The 20,165-nt window shown below is 70.8% G+C and carries 19 protein-coding genes; 4 read left to right on the top strand and 15 right to left on the bottom strand.

The window, feature by feature from the left end:
• Positions 1-15: 15 nt before the first annotated feature.
• Genes ACFZDJ_RS08500 through ACFZDJ_RS08490 form a run of 3 tightly spaced genes read right to left on the bottom strand, consistent with a single transcriptional unit; the run spans position 16 to position 2,821 of the window.
• The gene (locus ACFZDJ_RS08500; RefSeq protein ID WP_390932800.1) at positions 16-759 is read right to left on the bottom strand and encodes a TrmH family RNA methyltransferase; all 744 of its coding nucleotides are present in this window, start codon (positions 757-759) and stop codon (positions 16-18) included.
• A complete protein-coding gene (locus ACFZDJ_RS08495; RefSeq protein WP_391057120.1) occupies positions 756-1,985 on the bottom strand; it encodes an HTTM domain-containing protein in 1,230 nt (409 codons plus the stop codon). Before ACFZDJ_RS08495 ends, ACFZDJ_RS08500 begins: the two co-directional genes overlap by 4 nt.
• A complete protein-coding gene (locus ACFZDJ_RS08490; RefSeq protein WP_391057117.1) occupies positions 1,982-2,821 on the bottom strand; it encodes a DUF5819 family protein in 840 nt (279 codons plus the stop codon). The genes ACFZDJ_RS08495 and ACFZDJ_RS08490 overlap by 4 nt, the downstream gene beginning before the upstream one ends.
• A 366-nt stretch (positions 2,822-3,187) precedes the next feature.
• Between ACFZDJ_RS08490 and ACFZDJ_RS08485 the strand changes: the two genes are divergently transcribed.
• Positions 3,188-4,321: an acyl-CoA dehydrogenase family protein gene (locus tag ACFZDJ_RS08485; RefSeq protein ID WP_391057115.1), complete on the top strand. Its 1,134-nt coding sequence runs from the start codon at positions 3,188-3,190 to the stop codon at positions 4,319-4,321.
• A gap of 157 nt (positions 4,322-4,478) precedes the next feature.
• Here ACFZDJ_RS08485 and ACFZDJ_RS08480 read toward each other — a convergent pair whose 3' ends face one another.
• The 4 genes from ACFZDJ_RS08480 to ACFZDJ_RS08465 all read right to left on the bottom strand — a co-directional run bounded on the left by ACFZDJ_RS08480 (position 4,479) and on the right by ACFZDJ_RS08465 (position 7,903).
• Entirely contained in the window at positions 4,479-4,808 is a 330-nt protein-coding gene (locus ACFZDJ_RS08480; protein WP_054237233.1) for a rhodanese-like domain-containing protein, read from the bottom strand.
• A gap of 71 nt (positions 4,809-4,879) precedes the next feature.
• Entirely contained in the window at positions 4,880-5,779 is a 900-nt protein-coding gene (locus tag ACFZDJ_RS08475) for a hypothetical protein (protein ID WP_168493646.1), read from the bottom strand.
• A gap of 59 nt (positions 5,780-5,838) precedes the next feature.
• Positions 5,839-7,395: a DUF2252 family protein gene (locus ACFZDJ_RS08470; RefSeq protein WP_391057112.1), complete on the bottom strand. Its 1,557-nt coding sequence runs from the start codon at positions 7,393-7,395 to the stop codon at positions 5,839-5,841.
• A 136-nt stretch (positions 7,396-7,531) separates the two neighbouring features.
• On the bottom strand, positions 7,532-7,903 hold the full coding sequence (locus ACFZDJ_RS08465; RefSeq protein ID WP_054237231.1) for a helix-turn-helix domain-containing protein: 372 nt from the start codon (positions 7,901-7,903) through the stop codon (positions 7,532-7,534).
• A gap of 104 nt (positions 7,904-8,007) precedes the next feature.
• Here ACFZDJ_RS08465 and ACFZDJ_RS08460 point away from each other — a divergent pair, with 104 nt between their 5' ends.
• Entirely contained in the window at positions 8,008-8,661 is a 654-nt protein-coding gene (locus tag ACFZDJ_RS08460) for an FMN-dependent NADH-azoreductase (protein WP_168493642.1), read from the top strand.
• A 247-nt stretch (positions 8,662-8,908) separates the two neighbouring features.
• On the opposite strand, the gene ACFZDJ_RS08455 is transcribed toward ACFZDJ_RS08460, so the two are convergent.
• Positions 8,909-9,751: an NAD(P)H-binding protein gene (locus ACFZDJ_RS08455; RefSeq protein ID WP_168509690.1), complete on the bottom strand. Its 843-nt coding sequence runs from the start codon at positions 9,749-9,751 to the stop codon at positions 8,909-8,911.
• A 125-nt stretch (positions 9,752-9,876) separates the two neighbouring features.
• On the bottom strand, positions 9,877-10,911 hold the full coding sequence (locus ACFZDJ_RS08450; protein WP_391057110.1) for a WYL domain-containing protein: 1,035 nt from the start codon (positions 10,909-10,911) through the stop codon (positions 9,877-9,879).
• A gap of 155 nt (positions 10,912-11,066) precedes the next feature.
• Between ACFZDJ_RS08450 and ACFZDJ_RS08445 the strand changes: the two genes are divergently transcribed.
• Positions 11,067-11,669, top strand: a complete 603-nt coding sequence (locus ACFZDJ_RS08445; RefSeq protein WP_390932786.1) for a TIGR03086 family metal-binding protein — start codon at positions 11,067-11,069, stop codon at positions 11,667-11,669.
• A 135-nt stretch (positions 11,670-11,804) separates the two neighbouring features.
• Here the strand turns inward: ACFZDJ_RS08445 and ACFZDJ_RS08440 are convergent, their stop codons facing one another.
• From ACFZDJ_RS08440 to ACFZDJ_RS08420, 5 genes are all read right to left on the bottom strand, one after another.
• Entirely contained in the window at positions 11,805-13,316 is a 1,512-nt protein-coding gene (locus ACFZDJ_RS08440) for an FAD-binding protein (RefSeq protein ID WP_391057107.1), read from the bottom strand.
• A gap of 275 nt (positions 13,317-13,591) precedes the next feature.
• The gene (locus ACFZDJ_RS08435; RefSeq protein WP_168509688.1) at positions 13,592-15,292 is read right to left on the bottom strand and encodes an NAD(P)/FAD-dependent oxidoreductase; all 1,701 of its coding nucleotides are present in this window, start codon (positions 15,290-15,292) and stop codon (positions 13,592-13,594) included.
• An 85-nt stretch (positions 15,293-15,377) separates the two neighbouring features.
• Entirely contained in the window at positions 15,378-16,853 is a 1,476-nt protein-coding gene (locus ACFZDJ_RS08430) for an FAD-dependent monooxygenase (protein ID WP_168509687.1), read from the bottom strand.
• Positions 16,854-17,067: 214 nt separating this feature from the next.
• Positions 17,068-17,463, bottom strand: coding sequence for a pyridoxamine 5'-phosphate oxidase family protein (locus ACFZDJ_RS08425; protein WP_054237224.1), 396 nt, complete (start codon positions 17,461-17,463; stop codon positions 17,068-17,070).
• A 47-nt stretch (positions 17,464-17,510) separates the two neighbouring features.
• On the bottom strand, positions 17,511-19,004 hold the full coding sequence (locus ACFZDJ_RS08420) for an MFS transporter (protein ID WP_384908429.1): 1,494 nt from the start codon (positions 19,002-19,004) through the stop codon (positions 17,511-17,513).
• 206 nt (positions 19,005-19,210) lie between these two features.
• On the opposite strand from ACFZDJ_RS08420, the gene ACFZDJ_RS08415 reads away from it, so the two are divergent.
• The gene (locus ACFZDJ_RS08415) at positions 19,211-19,612 is read left to right on the top strand and encodes a winged helix-turn-helix transcriptional regulator (RefSeq protein WP_384908788.1); all 402 of its coding nucleotides are present in this window, start codon (positions 19,211-19,213) and stop codon (positions 19,610-19,612) included.
• Positions 19,613-19,626: 14 nt separating this feature from the next.
• Here ACFZDJ_RS08415 and ACFZDJ_RS08410 read toward each other — a convergent pair whose 3' ends face one another.
• Complete coding sequence (locus ACFZDJ_RS08410; protein WP_235613982.1) at positions 19,627-20,151, bottom strand: flavin reductase family protein; 525 nt, start codon at positions 20,149-20,151, stop codon at positions 19,627-19,629.
• Positions 20,152-20,165 lie beyond the last annotated feature (14 nt).

Genomic DNA, 20,165 nt, shown 5'->3' with positions numbered 1-20,165 from the left:
TCCGCCGGACAGGCCCTACCGCCCCTGCGGGGCGCTCCAGTGGAACAGGGTCATGGCCACGCTCGTCGCCAGGTTGTAGCTGGAGACCTGGGGGCGCATCGGGAGCGACACCAAGTGATCGGCACGAGCGCGCAGGTCGGCGGAAAGGCCGCTGCGCTCGGAGCCGAACGCGAGCACGGCGTCGTCCGGGAGCTTCATTGCCCGGATGTCCTCGCCGTCCGGGTCGAGGGCGAACACCGGCCCGGACGGCAGCTCGGCCACCGTCAGCCGCTCCACGGCGGTCGCGAAGTGCAGGCCCGCCCCGCCCCGCACGACTGTGGGGTGCCAGGGGTCGAGGGTGCCGGTGGTGACGACGCCGGTGGCGCCGAAGCCGGCCGCGAGGCGGATCACGGCACCGGCGTTCCCGAGGTTGCGCGGATGGTCGAGCACGACCACGGGGGCGGTGCGGGGCGTGTGGGCCAGCGCCCGCAGATTGGCCTCGCGGGAGGGACGTACCGCCAACGCGGCCACCGCGGTCGGGTGCGGACGCGGGACGAGGGAGCGGTACGTGGCCTCCGGGACCTCCACCAAGAGGGCGTCCAGGGTGTCCCGTACGTCCGGGGCCAGCTCGTCGGTGAGGGCGAGCGCCGCCTGCCGGTCGCCGGTGACCGCCACCAGGACCTCGGCCCGGAAGCGCACGGCGTGCTTGAGGGCGTGGAAGCCGTCGAGCAGGACGGAGGTGTCGGCGAGGCGGCGCCAGGCGCTCACGGGGTCCTTCATGCGGTGAAGCCTACGTGCGGGTCCTCGGCCGGCTCCGGGGTGCGCGGCTCCTGAGCGCGCTGGCCCGGCAGCTCGCGGGCGCCGGGCGGGAACAGTCGGCCACGCGCGCGTGCCGCCCATCCGCCGAGGCGCCGCAGGAACGACGTCGGCAGGAACACCGCGTCGGCGGCGATCATCGCGAGCGAGAAGAACGGCAGCCCGAGGACCACGGCGATCACGGCGTGCTCGGTCATCATGGCGGCCAGCAGGACGTTCTTGACGCGCCGGTTGATCAGAGTGAAGGGGAAGGCGACCTGCACGGCGACCGTCCCGTAGGTCACCAGCATCACGATCGTGCCGTGTGAGGCCAGCAGGTCGGACAGCGCCGGCCAGGGGGAGAAGTAGTCCAGGTGGAGCGGGTAGTAGACGGCGGTGCCGTCCTGCCAGCGCGAGCCCTGGATCTTGTACCAGCCGGCGGTCGCGTAGATCAGACACGCCTCGGCCATGATCACGAGCAGGGCCGCGTTGTGCACGGCGTTGGCGATGACGTCGAGCAGGGTCCGAGGCTCCGCGGCGCGCGCCAGGCGGCCGACGGCCCACCACAGCGCCTGGACCGCCCACAGCCCCCAGAAGACCAGCAGCCAGCCGGGGCTGAGCCGCCCCGCGCCCGTCGCCGCGGCGAGCAGCAGGCCGAGCGCCGCCCACAGGACGAGTCCGACCCGGTCCTGCGCCCCGGCCCGCGGGAGGTCCCCACGCGCGCGTGCCTCCCGCGCGAGCCGGGCCCGCCGGGCGTCCAGCGACCACACCTGTCCACAGCGCGTGAACACCAGATAGATCGCCATCAGGTGGATGACGTTGTCGCCGCCGTCCCCCATGAAGATGCTGCGGTTCTGCAGCGAGAGCACGCCGACCATGAAGAGCACGGACATCGTGCGGGTCCGCCAGCCCACCAGCAGCAGGAGCGCGGAGAGGACGGCCAGGGTGTAGACGATCTCGAACCACACCTGGCTGTCGGACCACATCAGGATCGTGAAGGCGTGGTTGTCCGCGACGAGCCGCTGGGCCAGGTCCCACTTCCACGGTCCGTCGGGGCCGTACATCTCCTGGCGGTGCGGGAACTCGCGCAGCAGGAACAGCAGCCAGGTGGCGGCGAAGCCGATGCGGATCACGGCCGTCTGGTACGGGCCGAGGGCGGCGTCGGTGACCCGGGCGATACCGCGCGAGATCGACACTGCGATGCGGTTCATCGGGCGCTCGCCTCCGTCCGCGCGTCCGTCACGTCCTCCTCGGGAACGGTCCACCAGGGCAGCTCGCGCAGGACGGGCGTGTCGGACACCTGCTCCTCGCTCCATTTCGGGGGCGGCACATTGGTGGTGCGGGAACGGACCTGGACGCTTTCGACGACCGCGCCTTTGCCGCCGGCCCCCTCACGGTCGAGACGCAGCACGACGACCCGGCGCAGATAACGCTGGGAGAGGTCGCCGCGCAGGCCCATCGGGCGGTTCTGGTTGTCGTGCGTGCCGGTGTAGAAGTCCCAGGCCCGGCGCAGTTCGTTCTGCTGGGTGTGGCTCGGCAGCAGATTGCCGTCGATCGCCGCGCCGTCCAGCGCGGACAGGTCGTACCAGCCGGTCTCGGTGATGCCACCGTCCGCGCCACGGACCTGGGCACGGACCTGGACGTCGATGTTCTGCTGCAGCGGGTTGGGGGCGAAGAGCTTCCAGTTCTGCTCGAACTCCGGGTAGATCCAGTCGTCGATCGCCCGGCCGTGCTGCTTGGTGACCGTGTTCGAGGGCGCGACGTGCAGGAACACCATGCCGAGGTGCACACAGGCGACAACCGCGACGACCGCGAGGGCGAGGGCGGCGACAACCTGGGAGCGGAGGGGGAGGGACGCTATGCCGGTGGGGGCGGGGACTGGAACGGGGACGGGGGGATCGGCGGGGGGTGCCTGGGGGACGGGGTCCTGGTCCGTGGAGGGGGTGCTGTCAGGGGTGGAACCTGCGGAGGCGGGGCCCTCGGGCAGGGAGCAGTCAGGGCCGTCCGGCAGGTGCCGGGCCTTCGAGCCCTCGTCGTACTCGTCCATTCCGCCCCGATTCCCGATCCCGGTCCGATTCCCGCCGCCGGGCCGCGCGGCGCCGTGGCACCTGCGCGCACCACACCGCGGCGTGCGCACGGGAACGGTACTCAGGCCGGACCGCCAGGCACAGCCCCATTCGGCACAGTGCGCACAACAGCGACACAACAGCGACCCCGAGGTTATCCACAGCGGTGGACACCCTACGGCCGCCCGCCCCCGCGCGTGACGTGACAAACCGAACGATCGGTCTGCAGGCGTGGTGGGGCTTCCGTGGTCGAACCGTTCCCTTCTTGTAGAACCTGTTCTATCTTGACGCTCCGTCAGATCCGGTGTCCGCCGGGTCGGTGGGTCGGTGCGTGGGAGGACAGGACCGTGGACTTCACCTTCACCGAGGAGCAGCAGGCGGCGGTCGAGGCGGCGAAGGCGGTGTTCGGCGGGGTCGCGCCGGACGGAGTGCCCAGCCCCGCGGTCACCGCGGGCGCCGTCGCCGACGACTTCGACCGGGCGCTGTGGGCGAGGCTCGCCGATGCGGATCTGTTGAGTCTGCTGCTCGCCGCGGAGTACGGCGGGGCCGGCCTCGACGCGATCGCGCTGTGCCTGGTGCTGCGCGAGGCGGCGAAGGTGCTGGCGCGGGTGCCGTTGCTGGAGAACAGTGCGGCGGCGGTGGCCGTACAGGCGTACGGCGGCGACGAGCTGAAGGCGGAGCTGCTCGCGCGGGCGGGCCGGGGCGAGGTCGTGCTGACCGTCGCGGCGAACGGGCGGACCGGGCACGACCCGGCCGAACTCGCCGTGACCGCACGGCAGGACGGTGGCGCGTGGGTGCTGGACGGGGTGCAGACGGCGGTTCCGTGGGCGGAGAATGCCGACTTCACCGTCGTACCCGCGCACACGGGCGGCGGCCGGACGGTCCTCGCGCTGGTGCCCCGGGTCCATGAGGGGGTCGTCCTCGGTGAGCAGATCTCCACGACCGGCGAACGGCTCGGCGAGCTGCGTCTGGAGTCCGCGCGGATCATCGCCCGGGATGTCATCGAAGCGGACGGGGCGTGGGAGTGGCTGCGGGAGCTGTTGGCCACCGGGACATGCGCGCTGGCGCTCGGGCTGGGCGAGCGGGTGCTCGGGATGACGAGCGCGTACACGGGCAAGCGGGAGCAGTTCGGGTTCCCGGTCGCCACGTTCCAGGCCGTCGCCGTGCAGGCCGCCGACCGCTATATCGACCTGCGGGCGATGGAGGCGACGCTGTGGCAGGCCGCGTGGCGGATCAGTACGGGAGCGGGGGGTGCGCTTCCTGCCTCCGGGGACGTGGCCGTCGCCAAGATCTGGGCGTCGGAAGGGGTACGGCGGGTCGTGCAGACCGCGCAGCATCTGCACGGGGGGTTCGGCGCCGACGTCGACTACCCGCTGCACCGGTACCACGCCTGGGCCAAGCAGCTTGAACTGTCGCTCGGACCGGCGGCGGCACACGAGGAGGCACTGGGGGATCTGCTCGCGGCCCATCCCCTGGGCTGAACCCCCACGCCCGCAGCGCGTCTTCGCCTCCCCGGGCGTGGGCGAGCCCCGGGCAGCGGCGGGACGCCGCGCGGCGTGATGATCGCCGCTCGGCAAAGGCGGGCGCGGGCGCGGACCCTTGCGGGTGGCTCCAGCGGGCGTGAACCCCAGCCGGTGGCTACAGCACGAAGCCGGGGGTGCCCTTGTCGTCCACGACCGGGCGGCCGGCGGCGGCCCAGACCTGCATGCCACCGTCGACGTTCACAGCGTCGATGCCCTGCTGGACCAGGTACATCGTGACCTGCGCCGAACGGCCCCCGGAGCGGCAGATCACATGGACCCTGCCGTCCTGCGGCGCCGCCTCGGTCAGCTCGCCGTAGCGTGCGACGAACTCACTGATGGGGATGTGCAGCGCCCCCGCGGCATGGCCCGCCTGCCACTCGTCGTCCTCCCGGACGTCCAGCAGGAAGTCTCCGTCCGCGAGATCCCCGACCTCGACCGTGGGCACACCAGATCCAAAGCTCATACCCCCGACGCTACCCGACCGCGCGGGTGGCCCGAAGCCCCATCGGACCGGCCCTAGCCGACCAGCCGGGCCAGCTCCTTCTCGCGCTCGTCGACCTGGGCCAGCAGCTGCTCGGCGATCTCTTCCAGCAGCCGGTCCGGGTCCTCCGGGGCCAGCTTGAGCATGGCGCCGATGGCGCTCTCCTCCAGCTCGCGGGCGACCAGGGCGAGCAGTTCCTTGCGCTGGGCGAGCCACTCGAGGCGGGCGTAGAGCTCCTCGCTGCGGCTCGGCTTCCACTCCTCGGGCACCGGGCCCGCCGCCCACTCCTCGGACAGCTCCCGCAGCAGTGCCTCGTCGCCACGGCTGTACGCGGCGTTGACCCGGGCGATGAACTCGTCGCGCCGCCTGCGCTCGTCGTCGTCCTGGGCCAGGTCGGGGTGGGCCTTGCGGACCAGCTCGCGGTAGAGCTGACGGGCCTCCTCGCTGGGGCGCACGCGCTGCGGGGGGCGTACGGGCTGGTCCGTCAGCATCGCCACCGCCTCGGGGAACAGTCCCTCGGAGTCCATCCAGCCGTGGAAGAGCTCCTCGACCCCGGGCATCGGCATGACCCGCGCCCGCGCCTCGTCCGCCTTGCGTATGTCCTCCACGTCCCCGGTGCGCGCGGCGACCGCCTCGGCGATCTGCGCGTCCAGCTCGTCGAGGCGCGAGTACATCGGGCCGAGCTTCTGGTGGTGCAGGCGCGAGAAGTTCTCGACCTCGACGCGGAAGGTCTCCACGGCGATCTCGAACTCGATCAACGCCTGCTCGGCCGCCCGCACGGCCCGCTCGAGCCGCTCCTCGGGCCGCGCCTGCGCCTCGGGCGCCGCCTCCGGTGCGGACTCGTCGTGGGCATCCGCATCCCCGGTGCCCTGGGGCCGGGCATCCTCGGCCTGGGTACGGTCGGACTCGCTGTGCTCGGCTTCCGGGGTCGTCACCCGACCAGACTAGGCCACGGCCCCGTACGACTCGCGGCCTTCCCCCGGCCGGGGCGGGCTCACACCCCGAGCTCCGCCGCCACCCGCCCTTGCCTGACCGCCGTGACCAGCTCCGCGTGGTCCGCCTCCGTACGGTCGGCGTAGGCCACGGCGAACGAGGCGATGGACTCGTCCAGCTCCTCGCTCTTCCCGCAGTACCCGGCGATGAGGCGGGGGTCGGCGGTGTGGGTGTGAGCGCGGGCGAGAAGGGCGCCGGTCATGCGGGCGTAGTCGTCGACCTGGTCGGCGGCGAGGGCGGCCGGGTCGACGCTGCCCTTGCGGTTGCGGAACTGGCGTACCTGGAAGGGGCGGCCTTCGACGGTGGTCCAGCCGAGCAGGATGTCGCTGACGACCTGCATGCGCTTCTGGCCGAGGACCACCCGGCGGCCCTCGTGCGGCACCTGCGGTATGGCGTGGCCGGCCGTCGCCAGATGCGGGAGCAGCGCCGAGGCGCGGGCCTCCTTCACCTGGAGGACCAGGGGTTCGCCGCGGTGGTCGAGGAGCAGCACGACGTAGGAGCGGGTGCCGACGCTGCCCGTGCCGACGACGCGGAAGGCGACGTCGTGCACCGCGTACCGCGCGAGGAGGGGGAGGCGGTCCTCGGAGACGGTGGTCAGGTAGTGCTCCAGCGAGGCCGCGACCGCCGCCGCCTCCGCGTCGGGTACACGGCGCAGCACCGGAGGCGCGTCCACGAAGCGGTGGCTGCCGTCCTCCGTCGGCCGGGTCGACTTGGCCGCGAACCGTCCGCTGGTGTTGGCCCGCGCCTTCTCCATGACCCGCTCCAGCGTGCCGAGCAGGTCGTGGGCGTCGGCGTGGGAGACGAGTTCCTCGTCCGCGATGGCGTTCCACGCGTCCAGTACCGGGAGCTTCGCGAGCAGCCGCAGCGTGCGTCGGTAGGCACCGACCGCGTCTTGGGCGGCCTTGCGACAGGCGTCCTCGTCCGCGCCCGCTTCCCTGCCCGCGAGCACGAGCGAGGTGGCGAGGCGCTTGAGGTCCCACTCCCAGGGGCCGTGTGCCGTCTCGTCGAAGTCGTTCAGATCGATGACCAGGCCGCCGCGCGCGTCTCCGTACAGGCCGAAGTTGGCCGCGTGGGCGTCGCCGCAGATCTGGGCGGCGATGCCGGTCGTGGGGGTGCGGGCGAGGTCGTAGGCCATGAGGCCGGCCGAACCGCGCAGGAAGGCGAAGGGGGTGGCGGCCATCCTGCCGACCCGTATCGGAGTGAGCTCCGGGATCCGGCCGAGGTTGGACTCCTCGACGGCGGTCACCGCGTCCGGGCGGCCGGCGTCGAAGGTCAGCTCCGCGTGCGCGGCGCGCGGCACCCGTCGGCGCAGCGCCTTGCCCTCTTCCTTGGGTGCGGCCTGCACGGGCCGGCCCGCGAATCCGCGCACTCCGAAGACCCCGGAGATCCTGGACGCCTGTCGGCCCTGCTCACTCTGGTGGTCCTGTCGGCCCTGCTCGCTCCGGTGGTCCTGTCGGCCCTGCTCGCTCCGGTGGTCCTGTTCGCCCTGATGGTCCTGCCCGCCCGGCCGGCTCCGCTGGTCCTGCTGCGCCTGATCCGCTGCACCAAGATCCGTCATACCGACTGCCTCCCCCGTCACGCACGAACATCAACTCGTGATGACCGTACCGCCGGTGGCTGAAACGCGTCAGACCCTGTGGACAACTCCCGGCCTGTGGAAAACGCGGCTCCTCCGAATCAGCCCCGGTTCAGGGTCACTTGCGGAGTTCGCCCGGGCACGGCGGGCCCCCCGGCAGGTGCTTCTCCGCCCAGGTTCCGAGTTCCACGAGCGCGGGTTGCAGTGCGGCGCCCGCCTCCGTCAGGCCGTACACGACCCGCAGCGGAGGGCCCTCGTCGACCTCGCGGACGACCAGCCCCGCCGCGCCGAGTTCCGTGAGGCGGTCGGAGAGCATCCGTTCGCTGATGCCGGGGATCGCCCTGCGCAGGTCGGCGAAGTGCGCGGGGTGCGGCAGCAGCACGGCCACGACCAGGCCGGTCCAGCGCTTCCCGAGCAGTTGGAAGACGCGGGCCATGCCGTCGTCGACCCTCTGGCACGGCCCTGCGTCATGAGTCCCCGGCTCTGGCATGGGTCCAGGGTACTGCGTTCCCGTGGGGGGATGAAAAAAAGTAAGTAGCTGTGTTATCTCTAGTCCAGTACAAAAAGTTCGCCCCCTTCTCCTGGAGATTCCCCATGGCCACCCTCCTGCACGTCGACTCGTCCGTTTTCCCGGGCGCAGCCTCCGCCTCCCGCACGGTCACGGACGCGTTCCGCAAGGCCTGGGAGGAGCAGCACCCGCAGGGCACCGTGATCTACCGCGACCTCGCCGTGAACCCGGTCCCGCACATCACGGCCGACGCCCACACCGCCGGGTTCGCCCCCGCGGACGCGCACACCCCCGAGCAGGCCGCCGCCTTCGCCGAGCGCCTGACGTTCATAGAGGAGCTGGAGCAGGCGGACGCGATCCTGATCGGCGCGCCCATGTACAACTTCACGATCCCCTCGACCCTCAAGGCCTGGCTGGACCAGGTGATCCTCATCGGCCGTACCGCCATGAGCGAGGACTCGAAGGTCAAGGGCACCCCGGTCACGGTCGTCGCCAGCCGCGGCGGCTCCTACGCGCCGGGCACCCCGCGCGAGGGTTACGAGTACGTCCAGAACTACCTGGAGGCGATCCTGCGCGACACCCTCGCCCTGGACGTCCACGTCATCGTCCCGGAGCTCACGATGGCGCCGCACAACCCGGCGATGGCCGACCTCATCCCCCTTTACGAGGCCTCCCGCGCCAAGGCCGTCGACGAGGCGGTCACGAAGGCCAAGGAGTTCGCCGAGCGCTTCGCCGCGTAGCCCCTCCGGGGGGAGGCCGGGCAAGCCCCGGTGCGCCCCTGACGACGCGACGGCCCCGCAGGTCACGAACCTGCGGGGCCGTCGCGTCGCACGAGCCGACGCACCATACGTACTGTCGTGCTGTCGTGACACGTACTGTCGTGCGGCCGTGTGGGCCGCCGAATGCCCACTGCCGCGGGGGATGGATCGCAGCGGGCATCCGGCGGCGGTACCGGGGGGGGCCAGCAGGCCGAGCGGGCCGTGCGGGCTACTTGAACGCCGGGAGGCTGCGGCTCACCCAGCCGGAGAAGGGGGTGGCCGGACGGCCCAGGACCTTCTCCACATCGGGGCTGACCCGCTGCTCGGCGGGGAGCGGGGCGCCGAGGATGTCCAGGGTGCCGGGGATGACGTCCTCGGGCATGAACTGGGCCATGTGGGTGTGGGCGGCCTCGCGGGTCAGTTCCACGAAGGTCACTTCCTCACCGATGGCCTCGGCGATCACCTCGGCCTGCGCACGCGGGCTGACCGCTTCGGGGCCGGTCACCTCGTACGTACGACCGGCATGGCCGTCCTCGCGCAGGACGACCGCGGCGACCGCGGCGATGTCCGCAGGGTCGACGACCGGCAGGGCCACGTCACCGAACGGGGCGAAGACCGTGCGGTCGGCGCGGACCGACTCGGCCCAGGCGAAGGCGTTGGAGGCGAATCCACCCGCGTGCAGGATCGTGAAGTCGAGGCCCGAGCCGCGTACGGCCTCCTCGAACTCGCGCAGCCTGCCGTGCGAGGCGGAGTCGGGGCGGGTGGCGTTGATCTGCGAGGAGAGCAGGACGACCCGCTTGACGCCGGCGTCCCTGGCGGCGGCCAGGAGGTCGGTCGCGGCCTCGCCGTAACCGAGCAGTTCGCCGGCGAGCAGGATGAAGAAGGCGTCGGCGCCTTCGAGGACCGGCCGCATGCTCTCGGCGCTGCCGAGGTCGGCCTGGGCGTGGCGGACACCCTCCGCCGGGGAGGGCAGCGGGCGGCGCGAGACCGCGACGACCTGCTCCCCCGCCTCGGCGAGCGCCTCGATCAGCGGACGTCCGACATTTCCGGTGGCTCCAGTGACGACAATCATCAAAAACAACTCCCTTAGTGCGTTAATCCGAACCAGTAATCAGCAGTCATCGGCTTCATCGGTGTGGGGCGTGGCGTGGGGGATGGCGTGGGGATGGTCTCGGGATGGTCTGGGAAATCCGCCGGTCATCCGTGGTGGGCGGCCATGACAGGGACGCTAACATCCTCCGTATAGTAGGTACCTACAGGAAAGTGACTATCCGAGCGGATCTCTTCCTCGCGGCCGCCGTACACCGCGGTGAGCGAGCGGCCCAGCCGTACGAGCGACTCCCGCGCCTCCGGCGGATCGAGCACCTCGACGCGGCCGCCGAGACCGGCCAGTTGCGCGGCGAGCACCTCCACCGACGGACCGTCGGCCGTGAACTCGACCCGGCCGTCGACCTGGGCCTCGCCCGTCCGCAACCGCCCGCCCAGCAGTTGCCGCAGCACCGGCAGGGCGTCGCGGTCGGCCCGCGCCCGTACGGTCGCCGCGGTCAGCCGCTGCTCCACCTCGGCGGCCAGCTCCCGCCAGGCGGCGGCGAGGTCGAAACCCTCCGGGCGTCGCACCGGCTCACCGGTCCGGGTCGCGGAGGTGACCCTGCTGAGCCGGAAGGTGCGCAGTCCCGCCTCGGTCCCGGCGACGAGGTACCAGCGGCCGGCCTTCGAGACCAGGCCGAGCGGGTGCACCGTGCGCTCGCCGGGAGCCTGGTCGGGATGGGCGTAGCCGAGCCGGACCTGTTCGCCGTCGAGCACCGCCCGCTCCAGGGTGTGCTGGTGGGGGCCGCCGCCACCCGCCGTGCGCGACCAGTCGACACCGTCGATGAGGATGGCCTTGGCGGCCGCCTCGGCGTGCGGCCGCATGGGCGCGGGCACCGCCCGCATCAACTTCCGTAACGCGGCACGCAGTTCGGGTGAGGCCGACAAGGGGCCCGCGGCCAGGAACAACGCCCCGATCTCCCGCGAGGTGAAACCGGTCAGATCGGTGCGGGCGCCGCCGACCAGGCTCCAGCCGCCACCCCGGCCGCGCTGCGAGTAGACGGGGACACCGGCGGTGGTGAGGGCCTCCAGGTCACGGCGTGCGGTGCGCTCCGACACCTCCAGTTCCTGGGCCACCTCGCGCACGGTCACCCGCCCGCGCGCCTGGAGCAGCAGCAGGGTCGCCACCAGACGGTCAGCCTTCACAGCAACCGGCCCCCTCCGAGATTTCGAGATCTGAGATCTGAGATTTTGAGATGCTTTGAGCCAATACATCTATTTTCAGCAAGATCTGATGAGGCTTCGGTAATAGGCCACAAGGTGACCTGTTTGACGTCGACGATGAAGGCATGACTCAAGACATGGCTGACAGCACCAATCCCCCCGCCAACCCGCCGACCGACCCCCGTGGCGGCCTGTTCAAGGCCGTCGAGCTCACCGGACATACGCTCGCCGCGCTGCGCCCCGAGCAGTACGACACCGTCACCCCGTGTCCCGACTACTCGGTCCGTGACATGGCCAACCACGTGGTGTCCGTGCTGCGCCGGGTCGCCGTCATGGGCGCGGGCGGCTCCTTCATGAGCGTTCCGCACTTCGCCCAGGACGTCGCCGACGGCGACTGGGCCAAGGCATGGGCGGAGGCGACGAAGGAGTTCGACGCGGTGTGGTCGGACCCGGCCGTACTGGGCCGCCAGATCGGCCTGCCCTGGGGCCCGGTTCCCGGGGTGGTCGCCTCGGTGATCTACACCAACGAGTTCGTGCTGCACGCCTGGGACCTGGCGAAGGCGACCGGCCAGAGCCCCGAGTGGGACCCGGAGATGCTCGCCGCGCCGCTGGCCAACATGCACCGGGCCGTGCCCGCGGAACCCCGCGGCGGCCAGGTGCCGTTCGGTCCTGTGGTGGAGGTGCACGAGGACGCTCCCGACATCGACAAGCTGGTGGGCTGGTACGGACGTCGTCCCTGACGAGGCGACGCGGCAGACGATCGAGCGGGCGGGCCGCCGGAGATCGATCCGGCGGCCCTTCCACATGTCCGGGTCCATGAGACGTCCGGGTTCATGAGATGGCCGGGTCCATGAGATGGCCGGGTTCACGAAGCGTCAGGCTCCGATGCCCTGGGCGAACTTGAAATAGTGGTACGGGTCGTACTTCGCCTTCACGACCTTCAGCCGCGCGTAGTTCTCGGCGTAGTACGACTGCCGCCAGTTCGGCAGCTTCGCGTCCATCCAGTTCTGGTACGTCTCGCCGTTGGACAGCGGGTCGATGGTGTCGAACCCGTGGTCGACCCAGCTCGTGGCGACGGCCTTGGTCTCGGCGGTGACCTGGGCCGGGTCGTTGATCAGGACCCGGTAGTTGACGGAGAAGAGAGAGTCACGGTGCACGTACGCCGTGTCGGTGCGGGCCGGGTCGTTGGCCGCGCCTCCGAAGAAGTGGAAGTCGAGGTACCGGGCCTGCCCGGCCTTGCGGTCGGCGTCGAAGGCCGTCACCACGTTCGCCCAGTCGCTCTGCGCGTAGGGCGCGCTGCCCAGCCGGGTCCGCTCCAGACCGAAGGCCGGCCGGGTGAGCACCCCGCTCGGCGACTTCCCGGCGCGCTGGCACTGGTCCTGGGTCAGAGTGCTGCAACCGAAGATCATCATCATGACCTGCTGGTACGTCATGACCGCGTCCTGGCGGGCCGTCACCGCGCCGGTCAGCGACAGCAGCCGCGCCGCCTCCGAGGCCAGTTCGGCCGGGGTGCCGCGGGAGGCGAGGAAGACGTTGAGCGCCGGTACGGTGCCGGGCGCCGCGTCGGCCTGGACGAGGTAGGCGCCGCCGCCGATGGTGCGGGGGGCGTCCACCAGCCACTGGCCCACGCCGTGCAGCACGTCGGCCGCGCGGTCGTACGGGAAGATCAGGTTGCTGATGGCCATCTGGTCGCCCTCGTGCGGGGTGACCGTGAAACGGGTGACGACGCCGAAGTTGCCGCCACCGCCGCCGCGGATCGCCCAGAAGAGGTCGGGATGGCTGGTCGGCGAGGCGGTCACCACGCAGCCGTCGGCGAGAACCACCTCGGCCGAGGTGATCGCGTCGCAGGCCATGCCGGTCGGGCGGGTCAGGAAGCCGAAGCCGCCGCCCTGGAGGAAGCCGCCGGCCGACACGGTGGGGCAGCCGCCCTCGCTGACCACCAGGGCGTGCGGGGCGAGCGCGTTGAGTATCTCGACGTTCTTGGCGCCGGGGCCGATGTCGACGGTGCCGCTGCCGACGGTGATCGCGTTGAGCCGCGACACGTCGATGATCAGGCCGGGCGTGGTCGAGTAGCCGCCGAAGCTGTGGCCGCCACTGCGGACCGCGGACGGCAGTGCGTTGTCCTGGGCGAAGCGCAGCGCGACGGAGACGTCGGAGGAGCTGACGCAGTACGCGACGGCCTGCGGGTTGACCGAGTCGAACTGGCCGAGTTCCAGCTGCTTGGCCACGCCGTAGCCGGAGTCGGTGGGCAGCACCAGCTGTCCCTGGAGCTTGCCGGCGAGGGTGCTCCAGGGGGCGGAAGAGCCCGCGGAGACAGGGCTGTTGGGCAGGACGGCCAGACCGACGGCGGCCGTTCCCGCACCGATCAGTGCTCTACGAGTGATCACGGATGTCCCAAGGTTCTAGGAAACGGTGGATGTAGTGGATGTAGGTGGAAGTCAGTGGGGGAGACGCAAAGGGAGGAGCAAGGGGGCCGGCGCCGGGCCCACGGGGGGAAGGTGGGCCCGGCGCCGGATCCGGGGGGAAGTGGCTCTGTGAAGGCGGGCCGGGAGGCGGGGCCTTCGAGGGGGTGCCTTCGAGGCGGTGCCTTCAAGATGGAGTCTTCGAGGTGGCGCCTTCGAGGTGGCGTCTTCGAGATGGCGCCTTCGAGATGGGGCCGCGGTCAGGACACCTTGCGGCCGCGCACCCCCTGCTTGACTACGCCGGCCAGCATCGAGCGGCCGAGGTCGCGCATCTCCTTGGGACCGGAGGTGCTGGCCCACCACATGAACTTCATCATCGTGGGGGTGGTGGCCCGGAAGAACCGGAGGTCCTCGGGGCCCTTCCAGCCGAAGGGCGTGTTGACGGACTCGCAGTCGCGGATCGCCTCGAAGACGATGTCCGCGGCCTTGTCACCGTCGATCTCGCCCGCCTCGTACCGCTCGCAGGTCTCGGCGGTGGTGTCGAAGAGGACCTTGAAGGCGTGGCTGTCCGGCCACCACAGGCCGGTGTAGGGCGCCTTCTCCATCTCCTTGAAGTGCCGGTCGTCACCGTCGAACTGGAAGTTCTGGCGCGCCATGATCTGGCGCATGGTGGCCGGCGTGGTGAAGCAGGCCCACACCCGGAACACCGCGTTCCACAACCGGAAGTGGCTGAAGGCGATGTACGAGCTGTTGACGATCTTGTCGTTGTACTCCAGGAGCCCCTGCTCCAGACGCTCCACGTACTCGAAGCGCTCCTCGGTGAAGTCGTTCTCGCGCAGGGCGTCCAGGATCCGGTAGGCGAGGGCGTCGACGACCTCGAAGGTGTTGGACAGACCGCGCGAGTACAGCGGGTCGATGAAACCGGCCGCGTGCGACATCAGGCACCAGCGGGCGCCGATGGTGCGCTTGGAGGAGTACTGGAGGCGGTCGGTGGAGACCCACTCGCGGATCCGCTTGGCGCCCTCGAACTGCCGCTTCACCGCCGGGTACATGTCGAGGTAGTGGTTGAACTCCTGGTCCGGCGTCATGTCCTTCGGCTTGGGGTACAGCCGCTCGTCGAAGGTCAGGCCGACACTGCAGGCCGGGTTCTTGGAGTCCTTGTAGTTGTCGAACGGGATGATCCAGAACCAGCCCCGCTCGATGAGGTGGTGCAGGGTGCCGCCGTGGAAGGGCGACTCGGCGGGCGGGCGCAGCGCCTCCGGGTAGTTGCACACGTCGTCGTACGGCTTGATGCCGACGTAGTGCGTGAACAGTGAGCGCGCGTGGTGCTTGTGCCGGGGCGGGTTCTCGCGCAGGTCGAACTTCTGCGCGAGCGGGGAGCGGAAACCGCTCGCGTCGATCAGGTACTTGGCCCGGAAGACCTCGCCGTTCCTGCCGGTGATGGTGACGCCGTCGTCGTCGACGTCGAGGTCGGTGGCGAACCAGTTCTGGCGGAGCGTGCAGCCGTACTTGGCGGCGACGTTCAGGTAGTGCGAGTCCGTGTCCTGGCGGAAGAGGTGCACCGCCTCGGTGAGCATCTTCGGGATGACGAACATCGTCGCCTCGTGCGGGTCCGGCTCGCGGTTCGGCCGGTGCGTGACGAAGCCGAAGCTCTGCTTGCGGCCGTGCGTCGGACCGATGTGCTCGGTCACGGCCTTCACGTCCAGCATGTGCTTGATCTCGGGGACGTCGTAGCGCACGGCCAGAATGTGCAGCCACTCGACGAGCTGCGGGTTCTGGGACTCACCTACGGCGAACCTCGGGTGCTGACCGGCGTCGATGAGCACCACGTTCGCGCCCTGACGGGCCAGGATCGCTCCCATGATCGAGCCCGCGAGGCCCGACCCCAGGATGGCTACGTCGCATTCGGTCCACTCGGCGGCCTTGTCGGCCTTCTTCGCTTCCTCAGCCTTGGTGGGCAAGACCGCACTCCTCTTTCTCGTTTCACGGACGGGTCGGATGGGTGGCGCGCGTCCTACTGAAGGGATGGGGATCGACCGGAGGGGTTCAGGTGGCGGTGCCGGGCTCGCCGAACCACTGGGCGAGCGCGTCGGTCAGGCCGTCCGTGGAACCGTCGGCGCCGACCCAGGCGATGTAGCCGTCGGGGCGTACGAGGAGGTCGGCGGCCGGGGCGGCGGCGTCGGGCCGGGTGGCGGTGACGACGTCGACGCGGTCGGACCAGGCGGCCGCAGCCTCGCGCAGCGCCGCGTTGTCATGCAGGTCGAGGAGGACCGGGCGGCCCTGGTGCAGCAGCTCGTACGTGGTGGTCTTCTCGTCGCCGACCAGCAGGTCCTGGTCGGGCAGCCGGCGGCCGAGCAGCGGGTGGCCGCCCTCGACGGCGCCGTAGGTGATGTCCAGGCCGGTGACCAGGCCGACGAGGTGACGTCGTACGTCCTCGATCTGGACCAGTTCGGCGAACAGGTCGCGCAGCGGCTGGGCCTCGGGACCGCCGAGGTAGAGGGTGCGCTGGACCAGGGTGTTGTAGACGATGCGGGCGCCGACCGGGTGGCGCTCGGAGTGGTAGGTGTCGAGCAGGCCCTGGGGGGCGTGCCCCTTGACGGCGGCGGCGAGCTTCCAGCCGAGGTTGACCACGTCGCCGACGCCCGCGCTGATGCCCTGGGCGCCGATCGGCAGGTGGATGTGGGCGGCGTCGCCCGCGAGGAAGACCCGGCCCTTGCGGTACTCGGCGGCATGCCGGCTGGCGTCGGTGAAGTAGCTGGTCCACAGCTGCTTGGCACCGCTGATGTCCTCGCCGGTCACCCTCTGGAAGGCGGCGGCCACCTCCTCGAAGGTGGGCGGCTCCTGGGTGGGGCGGACACCGGCGCCGCGCTCGAAGACCACCACGCGGGTGGCGCCCGGGCCGAGCGGCAGGACCACGACCATGCCGGCCTCGCCGACCTCACCGGTGGGGCGCAGCCGCAGCTGGACTCCGGCGACGTCCGCCATCTTCATCTCGATGGTGGCGCTGACGCCGGGGAAGTCGATCCCGGCCAGGTGGCGGACGGTGGAGCGGGCGCCGTCACAGCCGACGACGTACGCGGCGCGCAGCGTCTCGACGCCCTCCGGGCCCGCGACCTCGACCTGGACCCCGTTCTCGTCCTGCGTCAGGCCGATGACCTCGTGGCCCCGGCGGACGTCGGCGCCCAGACCCACGGCCCACTTGTTGATGATGGCCTCGGTGCGTGACTGCGGAACACCGCGGACACCGAAATTGCCGCCCTCGACAATGCGGTAGTCGATGGGGAGTCCACCGAAATGGCCGCCGGGTATGGTCTCCAGCGGACCGAAATCCTCGAGAAGTCCACGCTGGCCGAATTCCTCGATCGTACGGGCGGAGAATCCCAGCGCACGGGACTGCTGCATCGGCTGTTCCAGCCGGTCGAGCACGATGACCGAGAGACCCGAGAGGCGCAGTTCTCCCGCGAGCATGAGGCCCGAGGGTCCCGCTCCGGCAACGATCACATCGGCATTGAAGGCGTCCATATTCCCTCTCCCGCTGGCGTTTTCTCCAGTATTCCGAGGGCTCCCGGGAAGCTGAATGGCCGCCGATACAGGACTCTGACAAGTTCGTCAGAGGCCTTGCAGCTACTGGGGGGTACGGGGGGTCAACTACAGGCGGAGCATGCGAGAGGGTGCCGGAAGTGTCTTCCGGCACCCTCTCGCCCCGTATGTGCCCCGGGAGTTCGGTACAGGCCGTTCAGTACAGGCCCATCACGCGGTCGACCGCGATCTCGATGACCGCGAGGCCCGGGGGCTGCGGCGGCTGGGACCAGTACCGCTTGGCGTAGCGGCGCATCCCCTCCACCACCCGGGGCGGGTCGGTGGAGACGGTGGCCGGGCCCTCCAGGGTGATCCAGCGGGGGCCGACCAGCTGGCACACGGCGGCCCGGCCACCGGCCCTGGCTAACAGGTTGCGGGACTTGCGGCGGTGCACCGTGGTCATCACCCGGGCCAGGCCCGCCTCACCGTCCCAGGTGAACCGTACGGGCGCGACGTGCGGCGTGCCGTCCGGGCGAAGGGTGGTGAGGGTGCACAGGGCGTTCTCGGCGAGGAACTCCTCCGCCGCGGCGGACAGGGGCAGGGGCTTGGACATGGCCGGGTCCGTTCTTCCGTCGTCCGACTTCGGTCTCTGGTCTTCCGTCAGGCGTGTGCGGGGACGGCCGCGGACTGCTCGGAGGACCTGGTGAACGGCAGCAGCACCAGGGTCACCACGAAGGCGGCGGCGGCGAAGCAGGCGCCCACGAGGAACGCGTCGTGGAAGACGGTCGTACGGGCCTCCTGGACCAGGGCGGGAACACCGTGGGCCTTGGCCGTCAGCTCGTCGACCCTGCGGAAGGCGTAGGTCGCCGCGACCGCGAGGCCGAGCGCGCCGCCGACTTCCTGGGCGGTGTTGATGAGACCGGCGGCCAGACCCGACTCGCGCTCCTCGATCCCCGCGAACGCGGAGACCTGCAGCGGGACGAAGGACATTCCGAGGCCGAGGCCCATCAGGACGAAGGCGGGCAGCACGTCCGTCAGGTAGGAGGCGTCGGACGGGGCACGCCACAGCAGCATCATGCCGGTCGCGGCGAGCGCGAGGCCGACCAGCAGGACGGGCTTGGCGGCGACCTTGGTGACGACCTGGGAGGCGACGCCGGCGCCGACGGCGGTGAGCACCGCGAGCGGCACGTACGCGAAGCCGGTCTTGACGGCGGAGTAGTCCAGGACCTGCTGCATGAAGAGGCTGGCGAAGAAGAACAGGGTGACGCAGGTGCCGAGCAACAGGATGGCGATGCCGTTGGCGGCGCGCAGCGAGGGGCGGCGGAAGATGCCGAGCGGCATCAGCGGCTCCTTGGCGCGGCGCTCGATGACGATGAAGGAGACGAGCAGGATCGCGGAGAGGATGAACCCGCCGACGACCCGGCCGGTCGGGACATTGGAGTCGGAGACGGTCTGGCCGAGGGTGAAGATCAGCAGGACCAGGCCGGCGGTGAGGGTGACCGCGCCGGCGACGTCGAAGGACTTGCTCCGCTGGGCGGAGCGGCTCTCGCCGACGACCATCGGGGCGACCAGGGCGCCGATGACGCCGATCGGGACGTTGATGAAGAAGATCCAGCGCCAGCCGGGCCCGTCGGTGAGCAGACCGCCGAGGGTGACACCGGCGACGGCGGCGAGACCGCTGAGCGCGCCCCAGGCACCGAGCGCCTTGTTGCGGGCCGGGCCCTCTTCGAAGTTGTTGGTCAGCAGGCTGAGCGCGGCGGTGGCGATGAACGCGGCCCCCAGGCCCTGGGCACCGCGGGCGCCGATCAGCATCGCGGCGTTCTGCGAGACCCCGGCGAGCAGCGAGGAACCGGCGAACAGGAGCAGGCCGGTCTGCAGCATCCGGCGGCGGCCGAGGGTGTCGGCGAGCCGGCCGGTCAGCAGCAGGAAGCCGCCGAGGAGCATGCCGTAGGTGGTGACCACGTACTGGAGAGCGGTGGTGGAGATGTTGAGCTCGTCCTCGATGGTCGGCAGGGCGACGTTCACGATCGACACGTCGAGGAAGGTCATGAAGCCGGCCAGGCAGAGGAAGGCCAGGATGAGGCCGGGGCGGCGAGCCGGCCCGGACTCGCCCGCCGCCTTGGCGGGGCTGTGGGTGGACTCTTGGATGGACATGTCACTCCCTAGGAGCATGAGGATTCTCGGACGGGGACGTACAGGGAGGTACTGGCTTTGCTGGCTTCTTGGAAGCTAGCATCCTGGGTATAGTAGGTACCTAGAGGAAAGTGACTTCCCGGAAGGTGATGGTCGGAATGAAGGACACAGCCACGCAGGGCCGTACGGCCGCGAGCGGCGCCGCCGACGCGACCGGCATGCCGGTCATGACCAGCCCCGAAGCCGCGCACGCGGCCGGCGCCGGCACCCCGCAGAGGTGCCCGATCGCCCCGGTCCTCGACATCGTGTTCAGCCGCTGGACCACGCCGATCCTGTGGACGCTGAACGCCTTCGGCACCCAGCGGTTCGTGGAACTGCACCGCAACATCGGCACCATCACGCCGAAGGTGCTGACGCAGCGACTGCGCCAGCTGGAGCGGGACGGACTGGTGATCCGCACGTACTACCCGGAGGTGCCGCCCCGCGTGGAGTACGAGATCAGCGACCTGGGACGGACCCTGGCCCCGCTGTTCGCGTCGCTCTTCGACTGGTCGACCGGCCACCTGCCGCTGGTGGAGCAGGCGCGGCAGGCGTTCGACGAGGCGGAGGAGGCCGCGGCCCGCCACTGAACCGGGTAGGTCCCTCAGCTCCATGCCGGTGTCCGCATGGAGCCCTGGAAGAAGATCAGCGGGTCCTCCTGTTCGGCCTCGGAGGGCGCGCGCAGACCGACGACCTCGCCCAGCAGGATGGTGTGGTCGCCGCCGTCGTACTCGGTGACCAGCCGGCACTCCAGATGCGCGAGCGCCTCGCTGAGCACCGGCAGGTCGAGGACGGACCTGTGGTGCGGCACCTCCTCGATCCGGGCGGTCCGCCGACCGGCGAACGCCCAGGCCACGGGCTCCTGCCGCTGCGTCAGGAAGTTCACGACGAAGCCGCCGGACTCCTGGACCACGGGCAGCAGCCGGGAGTCGTCGTGCAGGCAGATGAGCACCAGCGCCGGGTCCAGGGAGACCGAGGTGAAGGAGTTCACCGTGGCGCCCGTGGCGTTGTCGCCGCTGCCCGAGGTGATGACCGTGACACCGGTGGCGAAGTGTCCGCACACGGTGCGCAGCGCGCGGCCGTCGACCGGACCGAGCTGCTCGGGGATGGCTTGCGAAACGGGGATCACGACAGCCCTCTCGT

It is taken from the genome of Streptomyces sp. NPDC007896 (genome assembly GCF_042959425.1).
Classification (GTDB): Bacteria; Actinomycetota; Actinomycetes; order Streptomycetales; family Streptomycetaceae; genus Streptomyces.
Note: the sequence above shows the minus strand (reverse complement) of the source record. Positions and strands in the feature narration are given on the sequence as shown.